Source organism: Deinococcus sp., from assembly GCF_025362455.1.
Taxonomy (GTDB): Bacteria; Deinococcota; Deinococci; order Deinococcales; family Deinococcaceae; genus Deinococcus.
On sequence record NZ_JANYGJ010000098.1, the window covers coordinates 1 to 16827 of the forward strand.

Genomic DNA, 16827 nt, shown 5'->3' on the forward strand with positions numbered 1-16827 from the left:
TGCACTTCAAACTTCCGAGCGACGTTATCGATATTTTCGCCGTTCTGGACGGCTTTGACGATGCGTTCTCTCAGCTCGATACCGTAGCCCCTGGCGCCCACAATCGTTCGCATGTACTTATTATGCCACTTGCTCTAGAGCAGAGGTCATAAAAAGGGTCTTTTTATGACCGAGCGGAGCGAGTAGTGTTGACTGAGCAAGGCGCAGAATGGAGGCGCGGGGAGGCTGTTTTCCCCGTGGCGTCATTCGGAGTACTGCTCTAGCGTCTTCACGCCGCAACTCAACCGGCCCTACGCCGCCGAGGTGGTTCAGGGCGCGGTGCGGGCCGCCGAGGCGCTGAATTACGACCTGGTGGTCATGATGCTGGGCGAGAGCACCGCCCCTGACCTGTCGGTGATGACCCGGATGTCGGTGGGCGCGTTGCTGATTCAGCCGGGTCTGGACGGGCGCGGCCTGCGCGGCGAGCTGAGCGCCCACACCGTCAGCGTGGACGGCCCCGGCGAGCGGCAACTGATGGTGGACAACTACGGCGGCGCCCTGAAGGCCCTGCGGCACCTGAGCGAGCTGGGTCACACCCGCATCGGCCTGATTAGCGGTCTGAACAGTGAACCGCTGCTCAGCGAGCCGGGGCAGCCCGAAGTCCAGGCCCGCGACGACGCCACCGAGCGGCTGAAGGCTTACCGCGACTTCATGCGGGCCTCGGCGCTGGGTATTCCGGAGGGTTGCGTGCAGCACGGCGACTATTCCAAAGCCAGCGGCGAAGCGGCCACCCACCGCCTGCTGGCCCTGAATGCGCCGCCCACCGCCGTCTTCGTGGCGGGCGACGCCATGGCGCTGGGGGCCGTCCACGCTGCCCAGGACCGGGGTCTGACGGTGCCGCGCGACCTGTCGGTGGTGGGTTTCGGCGATCTGCCTGTCGCCGCCGCCTTGCGCCCAGGGCTGAGCACCATGCGTCAGCCGCTGGAACTGATGGGTGAGGCGGCGGTCGGGCTGCTGGTGGCGCTGGCCGAAGGCCGCACACCCGAATGGCCCCGGCCCTTTGCGACGCAACTGATCGAGCGCGAATCGACCACCCGGCCATGACCGGCGCAGCGGCAGGTCTGTCGTCACCGGAGCAGCGCGTGCGCCGCAAGCCGGGGCATGTACAGTTTTGTCTCCGGGCCGTATAATGGTAGCAGTATGAATTATGTACGAGAATTCTGAGTTTACCTCCGCCTGGTCGGCCTTGGCCGGGAGCACACGCCGTGGCTGACACCCAGCGGGGCAAATCGACCATCACCTTGCAGGACGTGGCCCGGCAGGCTGGGGTCTCGCCGATGACGGTTTCCAACGTCATCAATGCCAAGACCGGCGTGCGGCCCGTGACCCGGCAGCGGGTGCTCGACGCCGTGGCCTCCACCGGCTACCGGGTCAACCCGATGGCGCGGGCGCTGGCCGGGGGCCGCAGCCGCCTGATTAGCGTCTTCGCGCCGCAGCTCAACAAGCTCTACGCCGCCGAGGTCGTCCACGGCGCCGCCCAGGCTGCCGAGGTGCTGAATTACGACCTGGTGGTCATGATGCTGGGCGAGAGCACCGCCTCGGACCTGTCGGTGATGACCCGGATGTCGGTGGGCGCGTTACTGATTCAGCCCTCGCAGCAGCGGCTGTGGTGGCGCACCGATCTGCCGACGCACGTGGTCAGCGTAGACGGCCCCGGCGAGCGGCCCTTCACGGTGGACAACTTCGGTGGCGCCTGCCTGGCGACGCGCCACCTGATCGAACTGGGCCACACCCACATCGGCTTTATCAGCGGCCTGCTCGACGAGGACCGGGTATCGGGCGGCAACAAGCCGGGGCCGGTCCAGTACGACCGTGACGACGCCGACGAGCGGTTTCGGGGCTACCAGACCAGCATGGCACAGGCGGGCCTGGACATTCCACGCGGCTACGTCCAGCACGGCGACTACACCAAAGCCAGCGGTGAGGCGGCGGCCCGCAAACTCCTCGACCTGAAGACGCCGCCCACCGCCGTGTTCGTGTCCGGTGACGCGATGGCCCTGGGCGCCATGCACGTCGCCCAGGACCGGGGTCTGGAGGTGCCCGGCGACCTGTCAGTGGTGGGTTTCGACGACCTGCCCATCGCGGCGGCCTCGCGCCCAGGGCTGAGCACCGTGCGCCAGCCGCTGCGGCTGATGGGCGAGGCCGCCGTGAAGATGCTGGTGGCCTTGGCCGACGGCCACAACCCGCCGCTGCCCCCACCTTTTCTCACCGAACTGATCCGGCGCGAATCGGCGGCCCCGCCCAAAGACCACTGAGCCCGAAAGCCACTGACACACAAGCCACTGACCCACAAGTCGCTATCACGCCCCACCGCAGACGACCGGCAGTTGGCGTGCAGCCGCGTGAAGCCCAACAGTGCGCCGCCAGAGGACCTCTCCCCTGGCGGCGCACGACGTTGCTCCTTCGAGCAAATGTTTCCAAAGATCGAGGTTACACTGTCCTGGGCGGCCTCCAGGGGGCTCATACGGCCCTGCGTTTTATTCCTCAAACATCCGGAAAAACACTTCGGTGCTCGTCCATACCGCACAGCCCGTACTCTCTTCCACTCCCACTCTCGGTCCGGACGAATCGGTGACGGCTGAACTGATTCATCCGAGCCTGTCTCAGAGAGGGGCGACAGGTATCACGGGCAACGGGCGATCAGGGGTAGCTCACGACCGGACTGGGCCGGGTATTGTCTGCTGGCAGCGGGAAGGGCACCTGGGCGCCGACGTTGTTGATGACGTTCTCGATGGTGCCGACGTTGCCGAGCGAGACGGTGAAGACGCTGTGGAACTTGACATTGGGGGTGTTGGGCACCTCGAAACCGTGCGAGACCTTGACCGCCGGGTTCGTCTGGAAGAAGGAGTAGCTGCCCAGAGCCCAGGCTTCGTGCGTGGTCACGTTGTCGGCGACCAACGCGTGGCGGCATTGCCGTCGACGGCCAGGTCAGGGGTCGTGGCGACGTTCTCGGTCGAGCTGGCCGTGGCTGGCTTGTTCAGCGCCACATTCTCCGTCCCGCAGATGGTCGTGCCCGTGCCTGGTCCCGTGCCCGTGCCCGCCGTGCCGTAGACCAGCATGGAGGACAGCGAGTAGCCGTACCCGGTCGCGCATTTGACGCCCTGCATCCGCACGTACCGTCCGCTGCCGCTCACGTCGATGGTCTGGTTGCCGCCTGGTCCGGTGGTCGTCGTGTAGATGGGCGTCCAGCTCGCGCCGTCAAGGGAACTCTGAATCTCGAACGACTTGCCGTAGGCCGCCTCCCACTGCAACGTCACCTGGCACAGACTCTGCACGCTGCCCAGATCGACTTGCACCCACTGACTGTCGGCGCCGGGCACCGTGAAGGGGCTCGACCAGCGGGTCGTCAGGTTGTTGTCGAAGGCGGCGCTGGCCGGGGTGCCGCTGAACTCGTCCCCTGAGCTGAGCGCCGGGTGGTTGGCGGCCAGGTCGGTGGTCGCGCAGACGTTCGTCGCCTGGCTGCTCAGCAGCGGCGCGGTGGGCGAATTCAGGGCCGAATTCTGGCTACCACAGGCGCCGAGCAGCAGACTCAGGCCCATCAATGCGGCGCCGGTGAGCGGAAAACGGGACTTCAGTTGGGGCTCCAGATCATCTTGACCTCCGGGATTGGGGGGGAAATCCCCAGCATTGCGGGGCCGTCCCCTGTGGACGAGGTAGGACTGTGATCCAGCGGCGGTCCAGACGCCAGCAGGACGTTCAAGAACTGGAGCGTAAACTCTGAAACCGGAACAGGCACGGTCCGGTTGCTGCTCGTGAATTGTGTTGTTGGCTTCGGTGTGTGTAGGACTAAAATATAGGGGACGCAACTTAATCTAGCATCAGGTTACATTCTTATTTCCGTTGCCCTCCGGTGTAGCGCTCCCCGGAAGGCCCGGCCCGGCGATTTGGAGACGGCTGCCTTCAGCGGTGAGCCGGTGAGGCCCTTTCGCCCGGCCTGCCTGATGCCCGACCCCCGGCTAGCACTGTCGCCCGGCTAGCACTGTCGCCCGGCTGGCCCTGCGGCGGTGGCAATGCAGGCGAGCGGCCCGGCGTAGGTCGCCGAACCGCCCGCATGGACCCGACGCCAGGGGGTGAGCTTACGGCGCCGTGTTCACCGCCATCTCGAACAGCGAGTACCCCCAGGGGCTGCCGCGCAAGGTGCCCTGCATCCGCAGGTACTGGCCGCTGGCGCTGAGCGGAATGCGCACGGTGCCGCCCGTGCCGGTGGTCGTGCTGTATACCGGGGTCCAGGTCTGGCCGTCGTTTGACACCTGAAGCTCGAACGCCTTGCCGTAGGCGGCCTCCCACTGGAGGGTGACCTGACACAGCTTCTGGACGCTGCCGAGGTTGACCTGTATCCATTCCCGGTCACTGCGGGCGCTGCTCCAGCGGGTGCCCGCGTTGCCGTCGAAGGCCGCCGGAGCCAGCGTGGCGCCGTTCTCCGAGCTGGAGGCCTGGGCAGGCTTGCCGAGCGCCGCGTTGCCGGTCCCGCAAGCGGCGGCAGGCGGCGGCGTGGCGCTGCCCGCGAACGGCAGCGAGAGGTAATAGCGGCCCAACTCGGTGAGCTGCCCGGAGGCGCCCAGCAGGCTGGTGAAGTGCGAGTCGTTGTTCCAGCGTCCGGTGAACCAGGCGTAGCGCTGCACGTCGCTGCGGGCTTCGAGCGTCGCCACCATCTCGGCCATCTGGGCTTTTTGCTTGGCCACCGAGTCGATCTGGGCGCTGCCGTCGCCGGTATGCCAGTTGGTCAGCTCGGTGACCCAGAAGGGTTTGCCGTACTTGGTCAGGCGGTCGAGCTGGGCGCTCAGGCCGTAGTCGTACCAGTGAAACACCAGCGCGTCGATGCGGGGACTCTGCCCGGCGTGCTGGCTGCGGTAGGCGGCGTAGAAGGCGTCGAGCCAGACCACCGGGTCGGCGTAGCCGGGCAGCGTGCCCCAGTTCATGGCCGGGCCGACGAGCTGCACGCCGGTATCGGCGGCGACCTGCTCGTAGCGCGGCCAGAGCGCGGCAGCCTGGGCTGGAGACAGATTGGACTGGTCGGTCAGGTTCGGCTCGTTCATGACCAGCAGGTACTTCACCGCCGGATTGGCCCGCAGCCTGGCCTCGATGTCGGCGGTGTTGAAATTGCCGTTCCACAGCATCGGCAAAAAGTCCATGCTGTAGCGGGCCTGGTAATCGGCGGGCGCTCCCCCGTTCGGCGCACTCGACCAGTTGTACCACCAGCTCACACCGGGCGCCAGGGCGGCGAGATCGGCGGCGCTGGCCAGGTCGTAGGCGAGGCCCCGCTTGGGACTCTTGATCGGCACGGCGGCAGTCTGGACCAGGGGCGACACCTGTGAAGCCGAGGCCGTCGGAGCCGTGTCGCAGCTCATCAGCAGACCCACGCCCAGGGCCAGCCCCAGGAGGGGCAGCAGGGCAGTTCGGGCCATTCGGTTTACCGTATTGCGGGTCATGTGGGCACCTCGAAGCGAAAAGGACTGGGGGCGTTGAATTCTGGAGGGCCACAGCGGGGCTGCCCCGGTGCCAGGTCAGTGTCAGGGCCGTTCACCCAGAGCCTGACTTGCAAAAGCCCTGAATAGACGAAACCCGGCCTGCTGCACGGGTCGCAGCAGGCCGGAGAGGCGCAGATCAGGGGTAGCTGACCAGGGTGACGGGCGAGGTGTTGGTGTTGGGGGCCGGGGCCTGCGCTCCGGCGTTGTTGATGATGTGGTCGATGAAGCCCGCGTTGTTCAGCGAGACGGTCAGCAGATTGTGGAACTTGACGCCCGCCGCGCTCGGCACCTCGAAGCTGTGGTCGAGGTGAATCAGCGGGTTGACGTTGAAAAAGCAGTAGCTGCCCAGGCCCCAGCCCTCATGGCTGGTCACGCTGTCGGCGACCTTGTAGGCGGCGTAGCCGTTGGCTCCGGCGCGCCAGGTGGCGTTGTCGGGCACGTCGTAGGGCTTTTCGTTCTGGAAGAAGATGGTCTTGCCGCCCTGACCGTTCCAGAGCACTTCGTACTGCTGGTAGTGCTCGACGAACAGGCCGGTGGCCAGCACGTTGTTACCGTTGACGATCAGGCCGTTGGCCGCCGTGTTGATGGTCCAGCCGGTGGGCGAGTTGCCGTGGTCGGCCCGCCAGGCCCAGATGTGATCGACGATGGTGTTGTCGCTGTTCACGATCAGGCTGGTGGTGGACTTGCCCGCCACCGCGCCGCCGATGCGGAAAAACACGTCCTGCACGGTAATCGGGTTGGCCGCGTGGTTGTTATGACTTCCCGCCGTGCCCACCGTCAGCAGCGCCGGGGTATTGACCGTGCCCGCGTCGAAGAGGATGCCGGAGACGTTCACGCCGTCCACGTCGGCCACCTGAACGGCATTGACGCCGTTGTCGGGCACCAGGGTCGGAAAGCCCAGACCCGTGACCACGGTGTTGGCTCTGGTCACGTTGAGGGTTTGCGACAGGTGGTAGACGCCCGGCGTAAAGAACAGGTTCAGGCCCTGACCGAGCGCCGCATTGAGGGTCGCCGCGCTGTCGCTGGGCCTGGCGACGTAAAACTGGCTCATGGGAATGGAGTTGCCCGGCGTGTTGGGCCAGCTCACACCCACCGCGTTGGTCCGCAGGCTGGGCACGAAGACGCGGTATTTACCCGCCGAATCGAGGTACAGGTACGGCTTCTCACGCGAGGAGGGCGTGTTCGGCAGCACGGTGGCGGGCGGGCTGGGGAAGGTGGGGGCCGGAGCGCCCTGGACCCCGGAGAAGACCATATTCCAGACGCCGCCGTTCCAGCTCCCGATGCTGCTGTCGCGGGTGTAGAACTGCTGCTGCGAGCCGCTGCTCACGTTGCCATCGACCCGCAGGTCGCCCAGGTAGCCGCCGCTGGAGTAGCCCTGACCGTTGTCCTGGTTGCTGGGCGCCAGCGTCAGGTTGCCCTTGATGTGGACTCGCCTCAGCGGCGCGGCCTGCGAGACGGCCCAGCGGTTGGTGCCGTTCGCCGGGGTGATCGCCAGGTTCTCCGCCGATCTCCAGAAGTTCTGGGTGGCGTTTTTCTCGTCGCCCAGGTTCCAGCCGCTGTCCACGTTCAGGTCGGCATTGAGGTTGGTGTCGTCGGGGTTCAGGCCCAGTCCGGCGACGGTGGTGTAGAACCCCAGGTTGGCGAAAAAGCGCCCCGTATAGGTGCCCGGCTTGAACAAGAAGGTGTAGCGCTGGTCGCCGAACTGCGCCGTGGATTTCAGGAGCTGGGCGTTGAAGGCCGTATCCACCGCGCTCTGGATGGTCGTCGCTGGCGTGCTGGGGTCGAAGATCTTGACGTTGGGGCCGAAGTCGGGATTGTCGCTGGTGGGCAGGGTCACCGGAGGGTTCACGGGCGGGGGCGGGGGCGTCGTGGTGGCCCAGGGCGCCCCGAAATTCCACGAGGCGTCGGCGTTGAAACCGGCGTTGTTGCCGTTGGGGTCGAGCCAGATTTCGCCGCCCCGGTGACGCACGAAGCTGCCGGGGAAGTTCTTGGAGGCCAGCGACACGTTGCTGCTGCCGTCGAGCGAGGGCACCGGGCAGAAGGTGGCGTCGTTGCTGTACAGCGCGTCTGCACTAATCGGATCGATGCGCAGGCGTGAGTTGGCGTGACGCAGGTAGCTGCCCGCGACGTTGACCGCCTCGAACGACAGGCAGTTGGCGTCGGCCAGACCGGCCACGACCTTCCAGGTGGCGTCGGAGCGGGTCAGGGCGTCACTGGACGCGTTGACCGGCGAGGTGAACCCCAGGCTGTTCTGGTGGCGCAGCGAGCGGTCGGTGAAGCCGGGGGTGAGCACCCGCAGCGAGTAGGTGTTGCCCTTGGTGATGGCGGGCAGGGTGCCGCCGCCCGGAGGGGTGGTGACGTTGGTGCCGGTGTTGACGCTGAACTCGAACAGCGAGAAACCCGCCGCGATCGCACGGGTCAGGCCGAACATCCGCACGTACTGGCCGCGCCCGGTGACGCTCAGGGTCTGGGTGCCGCCCGCTCCAGTGGTCGTCGAGTAGATCGGGGTCCAGGTGGTCGCGTCGCCTGAGACCTCGATACGGAACGACTTGGCGTAGGCCGCCTCCCACTGCAAGGTCACGCCGCAGATGTCCTGCACGCTGCCGAGGTTGACGTAAATCCACTGGTTGTCCTGATAGGCGCTGCTCCAGCGGGTCGCGCCGTTGCCGTCGAAAGCCTGGCCGGACAGGTTGTTGTTGGTCTCGTTGCTCGACGACAGCGAGGCCTTGTTCAGCGCGGCGTTGGTGGTCGAGCAGGTCAGCGCCTGGGTGTCGAGCGGCGCGCCGACGGGCAGGTTCTGGGCGGTGTTGCAACTGCTGAGCAGGAGCAGCAGACCGGTCAGGGGAAGGGCAATTTTTTGCATCTGAACCTCAGTGTGGAGTGCCGCGCCGGGTTGGAGCGCAACAAGTGAAGTAAAACGCCGGTTACTAGGGCTCATAGCGGTCACTAGGGCTCATAGGCGGACCGGCGAAGCGGAACCTGGTCTGTGCGCGGCGCTGCGGCGGCTCACACAACAACGACCGAGACCAGATTGGTGGCCAGCCAGCCAGGCGGCAGTGGATGAAATTAGGTTAATGGGCTCTCATAGAGAATCACATTCCCAACCGCTGTTGGCCCTGGAAATTTCTAACTGTCTAGACAACATCGGTATCTGGGCGCCGAAGTCCGTGCTGTTCAGATCGGGCCTCAGCGGGCTGCCAGCGCGGGCGCCAGGCTCGGTTCAGGGACAGTCGGGTCTGGAACAGTCGGGTCCGGAACAGTCGGGGGCCGCCGAAGCTGCGGCGTGCCGGTCCGTTGCCGAATGAAACGCCGAGTGGAACATCGTGTTTGCCCGGCGCGTGACCTGACTGCCCGTTCACCGCCCTGTCAGACAGGTGTAAGGCCGCTTACGTCTACACTGACCGGGCCGATGGCCACGCCGACTCCCCGCCTCACCTCCACGCTGATCTTCGGCCTGCTGGTCGTGTACACGGCTGGCTACTTCGGCTGGAGCGCCCTGGCCCGTCCGGGGGCCGAGGTGCAGCGGCTGATCGGCGACTGGGGGCTGCTGCCCGCCTTCGGCCTCAGCGCCGCGCTGGCGTTTCGGGCCGCACTCCAGCCAGATGCGGCGCGGATCTGGAGCTGGCTGGGCGCCGGGCTCATGAGCTGGGGCCTGGGCTACACGGTTTTTCTGATCTATGACCAGGTGCTGCACACAGACGCCTTTCCGTCGCTGGCCGACGTCGGGTACCTGGGCGCCATTCCGCTGTTTGGGGCCGGGCTGCTGCAACTGCGCCGGGAAAAGGCCGGGCGGCTCCAGACGCTGAGCCTGGTGATCGACGTGCTGCTGGTCAGCGCCATGCTGGGCGACCTGATCTGGGTCACCTCGGTTCGGGGCCTACTCGACAGCTATCCCGGCCAGATGCTGCGCAGAGACGTGGCGCTGGCCTATCCGCTGGGCGACCTGCTGCTGTGCGCCGTGACGCTGAACCTGGCGCTGCGGCGAAGCTCCGAACTCGCCCGGCGCGACACGCTGCTGCTGGCCGCCGGAATGCTGGCGTTTCTGGCCACCGACCTGGCCTACGCCTATGAGCAGGGCAGCGGCACTTATCAGATCGGCGGCCTGACCGACAGCGGCTGGGCGCTGGCCGCGACGTTTCTGGGCTGGGCCGCCTACCGCCACCAGGGCGGCCAGGGCAAGGCCCGGCGGCGGCGCGGCGAGCAGGTGCGCGGCGAGCAGTGGGCGCCGCTGCTGCCGCACTACGCGGTGCTGATTGTTTTCGCCGCCTACGTCTGGCGCTCCCTGCGCGAGATGATAACGACCGACCTCGGCCCGCTCGACCCGGTGCAGCGCACGCTGATGATCGTGGCGGTCAGTCTGTTCATGCTGCGCCAGGTGCTGGCCCTGACCGAAAACCAGGTGCTGAACTTACGACTAACCCACCGCGCCGAGCACGATCCGCTGACCGGGGCGCGCAACCGCAGCGACCTGGACGGCCTGCTCCAGCGGCTTATCGACGGCTCGGTCAGCCGCAACCGGCTCCTGGCGGTGCTGTTTATCGACCTGGACCGCATGAAGCAGATCAACGACACCTTCGGGCATCCGGTGGGCGACCTGGTGCTGCGCGAGGTGGCCCGGCGGCTGGGCGGCGAACTGCGGCCCGCCGACGAACTGGCCCGCTACGGCGGCGACGAATTCGTGGTCATCATGCCCGACCTGGAAAGCGTCAGCGCGGCGGCCCGGATGGCCCAGGTCTTGCTTGACGCCCTGGCCCGCCCGTTCCAGATCGGCCCGGAGACCCTGAGCCTGACCGCCAGCATCGGGGTGGCGCTGTGCCCCTCGGATCACGGCCTGGCGGCGGGCGCCCTGGCCTACGCCGACACCGCCATGTACCAGGCCAAGCAGGCGGGCAAAAACACCTGGCGCTTTTACAGTCCGGCGCTGGGCCGCCTGCACGCCCCCCAGACCCAGCTCGAAGGGCTGCTGCGCGGCGCCCTGGAGCGCGGGGAATTCTCGCTGCACTTTCAGCCGCTGCGGGTGCTGGCCACACATCAGACCGACAGCTTCGAGGCGCTGCTGCGCTGGACCTCGCCGGTCATCGGCCCGGTCTCGCCCGCCGAGTTCATTCCGGTGGCCGAAGCCCGCGAGATGATGGGCGGCATCGGACGCTGGGTGCTGCGCCGCGCCCTGGACGCGGCCCGGCGCTGGCAGGGCGAGCTGCCGGGCGTCGGCGTGGCGGTCAACGTCTCGGCCACCAGTTTCGGCGCCCCGGATTTCGTGCCGGACGTGCGGGCTGCCCTGGCCGAGTTCGGTTTCGAGCCCAGCTTGCTGACGCTGGAGATCACCGAGAGCGCCGTGCTCGGCAACGTGGCCCAGGCCCGCGCCACCCTGACCGAGTTGCGCACTCTGGGCGTGCGCATCGCCCTGGACGACTTCGGCACCGGCTATTCCAGCCTGGGACAGCTCCGCGCCCTGCCGGTGGACATCCTGAAAATTGACCGGGTGTTCGTGCAGGAGATGCAGCAGCAGGGCGCCGCCTTCGTGCGGGCCATCGTCACGCTGGGCCACAGCCTGGGCCTGGCGGTGGTCGCCGAGGGCATCGAGAGCGCCGACGTCGCCGAGGCGCTGCGCGTGCTGGGCTGCGACGTGGGCCAGGGGTATTGTTTCGCCCGCCCGATGGCCTATGAGGCGGCGGCGGCGGCGGTGGCGGCGGCGGCGGTGGCGGCGGTGGCAGTGGCGGTGAGCGCCGCGCCGTCGGGGCTCGGTGAGACGGTGACTGTTCAGCAGGACAGCGGGAACGCGCCTTAGCTGGTATGGGAAACAGGTGCGCGTCTAGAGCAGATGTCATAAAAAGGGTCTTTTTATGACCGAGCGGAGCGAGTAGTGTTAACTGAGCAGGACGCAGAATGGAGGCGCGGGGAGGCTGTTTTCCCCGTGGCGTAATTCGGAGTACTGCTCTCAGCTCAGCTCAGCAGCCCGCCCAGGCGCCGCCTTACCGGGAATCTGGCCCGCTGCACGTCCAGCGCCAGGCTTTCGAGCAGCGCCTGCACCTCCTTCGCCTCGCGGACGATGGCGCCGCTGAGTTCGCTGATCTGCGAGTCGCGCTCCTGCTCCCACCAGCCCAGCACCCGCTCGTTGAGCTTGGCGTGGCGCGGCGAACTGATGTCTCTGGGCGGGCGAATGCGCTCGCGGGCCTCCTCCAGCCAGGCAGGCAGGTCGGCGGCGCGGGCGACCTCCTGCAAAGCGCCGCTGGAGCGGAGCTGCGCCACCCGGCCAGAGAGCCGCTCGGCTTCGAGCTGCTCGAAGGCGCGGTTGCGGCCCTGAACGAGCGCGGCGCCCACCGCCATGCCCACCAGCGCCACCGTGAAGGCCAGCAGCGACCAGTGCTGCGGCGTGACCGGGACGCCGGAATCGGGGGCGCTGAGGTCTTGCAAGGTGCTGCTCTGGGCGGCGTTGGCGGCGAGCTGCTGGGTCACACGCAGAATGCCGTCCCAGTTGAGGTAGCCTTCCACACTCAGGTACAGCACGCTGACGGCCAGCATCGCCAGCACCCGCCCGATCACGACCCGTTTGGACCCGCCCGAACCGACTGGACTCAGCCGCGTGCGGTAGGCCAGTTCTTCGAGCAGCCACAACAGCAGCACGCTGAACATCACCCCGGCGCTGAGCGCGATGACGGTCAGGTACAGGCGGCTGTCGGGGTTGAACAGCAGATTGATACTGACGCCGCTGAGCAGTCCCACGAAAAACTTGCTGGCCACCGCGAAGAAGTTGAAGGCCCAGCCCGAAAAAGTCTTGCGCGGCTCCGGGCGGTAGGGCGTTCCCTCGGCGGCCAGGCTGGCCAGCGCCGAGTTCATATACACCGCGTCGGCGTCCGGCAAATGCGGGCTGTGGCCCTGCTTTATCAGGGCGTCGAAGCGCTGCTGGGTGGCCTGCTCGATGGCCTCGGTGGCCTGGCGGTAGGCCCGCTCGCTGGCGCTGCTCGAATCGTTCATGAAGCGCAGGTACTCGTCTTGCCGCGACCAGGAATCACGCACGCCCACGCCGGTCTCGGCCAGGGCGCGGGTCAGGGCCGCCTGGGTGACGCCGTAGTTGACCTCGTACTGGGTCAGGCGCAGCTCCAGGCCCCGTGAGCGGCGGGTCAGCTCGGCGCGGGTGGCCTCGTCGCCGAGCTGCATCAAATCGCGCCTGACTTCACCCAGGTAAGCGCTTAGCGTCTGCGGCGCCAGCACCGGCATGAACTGCTCGGCGGTGATCGGCGCGGGCGCGGGCAGGTCCGGCAGGTGCGCCGCCTCGGAGGGAATGGTGGTCGGCGAGGCGGACTCGAAGACCATGTTCAGCGGCCCGTAAGGCGGAATGGGCGCGGCAGGTTGAGTGCTCTGAGGCGGCATCAGGTCCACGTTCCCCAGCTCGACGGGTTCCAGCTCGACGGGTTCCAGCTCGACTGGATCAACACTGGTCACTGGGGTGCGAATATCGTCTTGCACGTCGCCTGGCTCATTCACAAGGCTCTCCCCTGGCACGTTCGGTAGTGAAACAGTCATCGGCGAATCGCCTTCACGGCGGCGGCGAAACTCGGATAGACGTTGTTGAGGTCGTAGGCTCCGGCCAGGATCACGCGGGCGTCCAATGCAGTTTTGCCCAGCGCGGCGGTAAAGCCGTCACGGACGCTGCTGCCGCTGCTCCCGCTGCCACTGCCGCCGCTGCCACTCGGCTCCGGGCTGAGTCCGGCGATGAACACACAGGCGGTGCCCTTGCCCAGCAGCTTGCCGAACACGCCGCCCAGTCCGGCCCGGCCCGGATCGTCGATGAGGGCGCCGTCGGTGAAGTAGACGACGACGGCGGGAACGGTGGGCGTGCGGGACACTGCCGCCTGGGCCGCCGCGAATCCGGCGGTGATGGCGCTACCTTTGCCCTGGCAGGGCGCCGTCAGGGCCGCCGAGTAGCGCAGAATATCGGCTCTGTTCATCCGCTCGCCGCCGGGGGCCTGGTACTTGAAGTCGGCGATGGTCCTGACGCCGCTGCACACCTGAAGCAGCGTCACGCTGTCGCCGCTGCGGAGCTGGCTGAGCAGCACGTTCTGGGCGATCAGCCGGGCCTGGGCGGCGTACTGGAAGGCCGGATTCTTGCTGCTGCCGGTCATGTCCAGCGCCACGATCAGGTGCAGCGGCGGCGAACTGAAGCCCAGCACCGACTGAGCCGAGGCCGTCCCGATGAACACTGACATCAACAGGCTGGAGAGGAACATCAAGGCGGTGGGTCTGGGCATAGGGCGGATTCTCCTGTGGATCACGGCGAGCCTGGTGAGACCTGACTGTTTGGGGTCTGGCTGGTTGAGGTCTGGTTGGTTGAGGTCTGGTTGGTTGGGGTCTGGTTGGTTGGGGTCTGGCTGGACGGTGCATCGACCGGCGAACCGGGGACGGGATTGCGGAGCGTCACACCCGGCGCGGGCACGGCGGCGCCGCCGACCCGGATCAGGCCGGGCGGCAGCGGCAGGCTGGTCCTCGAATGTCCCAGTGTGCGTAGAAACCCGATTTCACGGCAGGCGGCCTGGTGACGGTAGAGGTCGGTGGGCACGGCACTGACACCCGCCGGGTCGCCCAGCCAGACGCCCATGGCGTAGTCGGGCGTGACTCCGGCGCACCAGGTATCCCGCACGTCGTCGCTGGTGCCGGACTTGGCGCCCAGTTCCACGGCGCTGCCGAGCAGGCCAGCGAAGACACCGGGCCGCAGGAACTTGACGTGCGAGGCGCCCCCAGACACCGCGCCCAGCAGCAAGTCGTAGGTCTCAAAGGCCACGCCCTCGTCCCACAGCCGGGTGCAACTCGCCTCCGGCAGCGGCAGGCGGCGCCCGGAGAGGTCGTAGGCGGCGGCGATCAGATGCGGGCGGCAGCGCACGCCACCCGACGCGAAAGAGCTGTACGCCGAGGCCACCGCCAGCGGCGAGGCCCGCCAGGTGCCCAGCGCCGGGCTGGAGCGGTTGCCCTCGTCGGGCTGGTAGTCCACGGCTCTGAGCACGGCGGCCAGCGCGTCGGCACGCGGCAGGCCGACCTGCACCGCCACGGTGTTGAGCGAGCGCATGTTGGCCTCGCGGACGCTCACGGCGCGGTTCAGGAAGGTGCCGGTGTTGTTGCCGACCGTCTGGCCGTAGTAGCTGGTGGGCTCGTCGCGCAGGCTGCTGAGTTGCGTCAGCGCCCCGGTTCCCTGGCCGAAAGCGGCGGCGTAGAGCAGCGGCTTGACGGTGCTGGCCACACTTCGCCGGGCGGTGGTAGCCCACTGGCGCCCCGGATCGCTGCTGGGCTCTCCCCCGCTGCTGCTGGCCAGCGCGATGATCTCGCCGCCCTGGTTCACCACGGCGGCGCCCTCGGCGGTGGCAGCGCTGCCCGCGCCGGTACGGGCCAGCCGGGCGCTCAGTTCACGCTGCGCCCCGGCGTCCACGGTCAGCGCGACGGTGGCGACCCGCGCCGGGGACAGGCCGCCTGCACGCAACTCGCGCTTGACGACCGACTGCAAACTCCAGGCCGGATCGGGGGCGCTGCGAAAATCCGGGTTGCGGCTGGCCCGCGCCACGCTCAGGTCGGGGCCGCTCCCGGCGTACTCGACGCGCCACAGCGACGGCTGGATGGGTTCGGAGACGGCGGCCAGGTACTCGCCCTCCGAGATCAGGTCGTGTGTTTTCAGGATGCGCAGGGTGAGCAACTGCTGCGCCCGCGTGGCCCGGAACTGCTCGGTGGCGTCTTCGGGTGGGGTCTGCTCGGTCACCAGGTAGCTGCTGGGGCGCGGCAACAGACCCACCAGGTAGGCGCTCTGGGCCAGGCTCAGGTCGCTCGCCCGGACCCCGAAGATGATCCGGGCGGCGTCGTGGATGCCCCGGCGCTGGCCGATGCCCAGCCAGGGCAGGCTGTTGACGCTCATTTCCAGCACCTCGGACTTGCTGTAGCGCAGGCTCAGCAGCGGAGAGAGCACGTACTCGCTCGCCTTGCGCAGCAGCCCGGCCAGGTCGCGCTCCAGCCCGCTGCGGTTGGTGTCGTAATCGAAATGCCCGGCCAGCACGTCGTTTTTCAGGAGCTGCATGGTGATGGTGCTGCCGCCAGCCCGGCTGAGCAGCGAGCCCGGAATCCGCCCTGGGTCAATGCCGGGGTGCTGGAAGTAGCGCACGTCCTCTTTGGCCAGGTAAGCCAGCAAAAACCCCGGCGACACCTGCGAGAGCGGCAGCGCCAGTGTTTCGCGGCAGCGCACCGGGTTGCTGACGGTCTGCTGGCCGGGCCTGGCGATGTCGTCGCAGTGGTCGATGACGCCCAGATCCTGCCCGCTGCGGTCCTGCACCCGGATCGGCGAGATGGTGTTCTGAAGGTTCCAGGCGCGGCCCATCGAGCCGGTGAACACGGCGCCTGAGAGCCCGGTGAGCAGCGTCAGCAGCACCAGGGCGCCCAGTGCCGCAAACGTCAGCCGCAGTGCTCGCCACAGCGGATGCAGGGGCCGGGGCGAGTCCAGTCCGGCCAGCAGCGAGCCCGGCGATGGGGAGCGGGTCAACGGCCCAGGCCCGAAATCGCCTGGCCCACCGCCGCGAACTGCGCCTCGCGGGTGAGCTGGTTGTGCAGCGCCGCGCCGCCGATCAGCAGCGTGACGATCAGGCCCAGCGCCGCCAGTGCGTCGACCGCCCGGCCACCCCACAGCGTCGTCGGTGTTCGAGCTGGCCGCGTGCGGCGCGGCCCAGGGCGCCTCGAGCGTCCACCAGGGCGACGGAGCTCATCGGGCTTACCGGGACGGAGCCCGTCGAAGGGGCCACTGGAATAGGGCCGGGGCTTGTGGACGAACCGCATAGGCCCAGTCTAGAGCGGCGATTCTGAGATTTCCGTCAACCTTTGGGATGAGGCGGGCTTTGGGATGAGGTGGGGTCGGACGAGGGTGGGTAAGACCGAGACGGTGCGTATTTGCTGATGGGACTCATTTGCTGATCGGATAGAAATACGCGCTGAAACCCGACAACGGATTGACCGCGTGCCCCTCCACCCAGACCTGCTCGGCGGTGAAGTGCTGCGGCTGGTAAATGGGCACCCCAACTCGCAGCGGCGTCAACTAGAGCAGATGTCATAAAAAGGGTCTTTTTATGACCGAGCGGAGCGAGTAGTTTTAACTGAGCAGGACGCAGAATGGAGGCGCGGGGAGGCTGTTTTCCCCGTGGCGTAATTCGGAGTACTGCTCTAGTACATTGATTCTGAATTTATGATATCCTAAGTGATGCCAAGACGAAAGCAGATTCACCCAGTTGAATTGACCCTGGAACAGCAGCACATTCTCGAAGAGCTTACCAGTAAGGGCGCTATTCAGGTTCGTGTC

At 67.3% G+C, this 16827-nt stretch carries 11 protein-coding genes; 3 read left to right on the top strand and 8 right to left on the bottom strand.

Features of this window, described 5'->3' with window-relative positions; translation table 11 throughout:
- The first annotated feature begins 303 nt into the window (after nucleotides 1-303).
- Nucleotides 304-1083, top strand: coding sequence for a substrate-binding domain-containing protein (locus tag Q0R23_RS07575; protein ID WP_293911854.1), 780 nt, complete (start codon nucleotides 304-306; stop codon nucleotides 1081-1083).
- A 161-nt stretch (nucleotides 1084-1244) separates the two neighbouring features.
- On the top strand, nucleotides 1245-2294 hold the full coding sequence (locus Q0R23_RS07580; RefSeq protein WP_293911855.1) for a LacI family DNA-binding transcriptional regulator: 1050 nt from the start codon (nucleotides 1245-1247) through the stop codon (nucleotides 2292-2294).
- A 385-nt stretch (nucleotides 2295-2679) separates the two neighbouring features.
- Here Q0R23_RS07580 and Q0R23_RS07585 read toward each other — a convergent pair whose 3' ends face one another.
- The 4 genes from Q0R23_RS07585 to Q0R23_RS07600 form a co-directional block, all read right to left on the bottom strand.
- A complete protein-coding gene (locus tag Q0R23_RS07585; RefSeq protein WP_293911856.1) occupies nucleotides 2680-2922 on the bottom strand; it encodes a hypothetical protein in 243 nt (80 codons plus the stop codon).
- Nucleotides 2919-3578 carry a discoidin domain-containing protein gene (locus Q0R23_RS07590; protein ID WP_293911857.1) on the bottom strand — a complete coding sequence of 220 codons (660 nt, stop codon included), beginning with the start codon at nucleotides 3576-3578 and terminating at the stop codon, nucleotides 2919-2921. The genes Q0R23_RS07585 and Q0R23_RS07590 overlap by 4 nt, the downstream gene beginning before the upstream one ends.
- Nucleotides 3579-4115: 537 nt before the next feature.
- Nucleotides 4116-5444, bottom strand: a complete 1329-nt coding sequence (locus tag Q0R23_RS07595) for a glycosyl hydrolase (protein WP_293911859.1) — start codon at nucleotides 5442-5444, stop codon at nucleotides 4116-4118.
- 199 nt (nucleotides 5445-5643) lie between these two features.
- Nucleotides 5644-8370 (bottom strand): AbfB domain-containing protein, encoded by a 2727-nt coding sequence (locus Q0R23_RS07600; protein ID WP_293911860.1) that lies wholly within the window; start codon nucleotides 8368-8370, stop codon nucleotides 5644-5646.
- A gap of 546 nt (nucleotides 8371-8916) precedes the next feature.
- Here Q0R23_RS07600 and Q0R23_RS07605 point away from each other — a divergent pair.
- Complete coding sequence (locus Q0R23_RS07605; protein WP_293911861.1) at nucleotides 8917-11295, top strand: EAL domain-containing protein; 2379 nt, start codon at nucleotides 8917-8919, stop codon at nucleotides 11293-11295.
- 155 nt (nucleotides 11296-11450) lie between these two features.
- Here the strand turns inward: Q0R23_RS07605 and Q0R23_RS07610 are convergent, their stop codons facing one another.
- The 4 genes from Q0R23_RS07610 to Q0R23_RS07625 are packed head-to-tail and all read right to left on the bottom strand — an operon-like array spanning nucleotide 11451 to nucleotide 16310.
- Nucleotides 11451-12992 carry a hypothetical protein gene (locus Q0R23_RS07610; protein ID WP_293911862.1) on the bottom strand — a complete coding sequence of 514 codons (1542 nt, stop codon included), beginning with the start codon at nucleotides 12990-12992 and terminating at the stop codon, nucleotides 11451-11453.
- Between the two features lie 35 nt (nucleotides 12993-13027).
- Nucleotides 13028-13756: a VWA domain-containing protein gene (locus Q0R23_RS07615; RefSeq protein ID WP_293911863.1), complete on the bottom strand. Its 729-nt coding sequence runs from the start codon at nucleotides 13754-13756 to the stop codon at nucleotides 13028-13030.
- Between the two features lie 20 nt (nucleotides 13757-13776).
- On the bottom strand, nucleotides 13777-16020 hold the full coding sequence (locus Q0R23_RS07620; protein ID WP_293911864.1) for a transglycosylase domain-containing protein: 2244 nt from the start codon (nucleotides 16018-16020) through the stop codon (nucleotides 13777-13779).
- On the bottom strand, nucleotides 16017-16310 hold the full coding sequence (locus Q0R23_RS07625) for a hypothetical protein (protein WP_293911865.1): 294 nt from the start codon (nucleotides 16308-16310) through the stop codon (nucleotides 16017-16019). Before Q0R23_RS07625 ends, Q0R23_RS07620 begins: the two co-directional genes overlap by 4 nt.
- Nucleotides 16311-16827 lie beyond the last annotated feature (517 nt).

What these genes read in the sequence shown, in the direction of transcription:
- Q0R23_RS07590 (WP_293911857.1), bottom strand. Translation starts at nt 3,578, where the DNA reads ATGGGCCTGAGTCTGCTGCTCGGCGCCTGTGGTAGCCAGAATTCGGCC.
- Q0R23_RS07595 (WP_293911859.1), bottom strand. Translation starts at nt 5,444, where the DNA reads ATGGCCCGAACTGCCCTGCTGCCCCTCCTGGGGCTGGCCCTGGGCGTG.
- Q0R23_RS07600 (WP_293911860.1), bottom strand. Translation starts at nt 8,370, where the DNA reads ATGCAAAAAATTGCCCTTCCCCTGACCGGTCTGCTGCTCCTGCTCAGC.
- Q0R23_RS07605 (WP_293911861.1), top strand. Translation starts at nt 8,917, where the DNA reads ATGGCCACGCCGACTCCCCGCCTCACCTCCACGCTGATCTTCGGCCTG.
- Q0R23_RS07615 (WP_293911863.1), bottom strand. Translation starts at nt 13,756, where the DNA reads ATGCCCAGACCCACCGCCTTGATGTTCCTCTCCAGCCTGTTGATGTCA.
- Q0R23_RS07625 (WP_293911865.1), bottom strand. Translation starts at nt 16,310, where the DNA reads ATGCGGTTCGTCCACAAGCCCCGGCCCTATTCCAGTGGCCCCTTCGAC.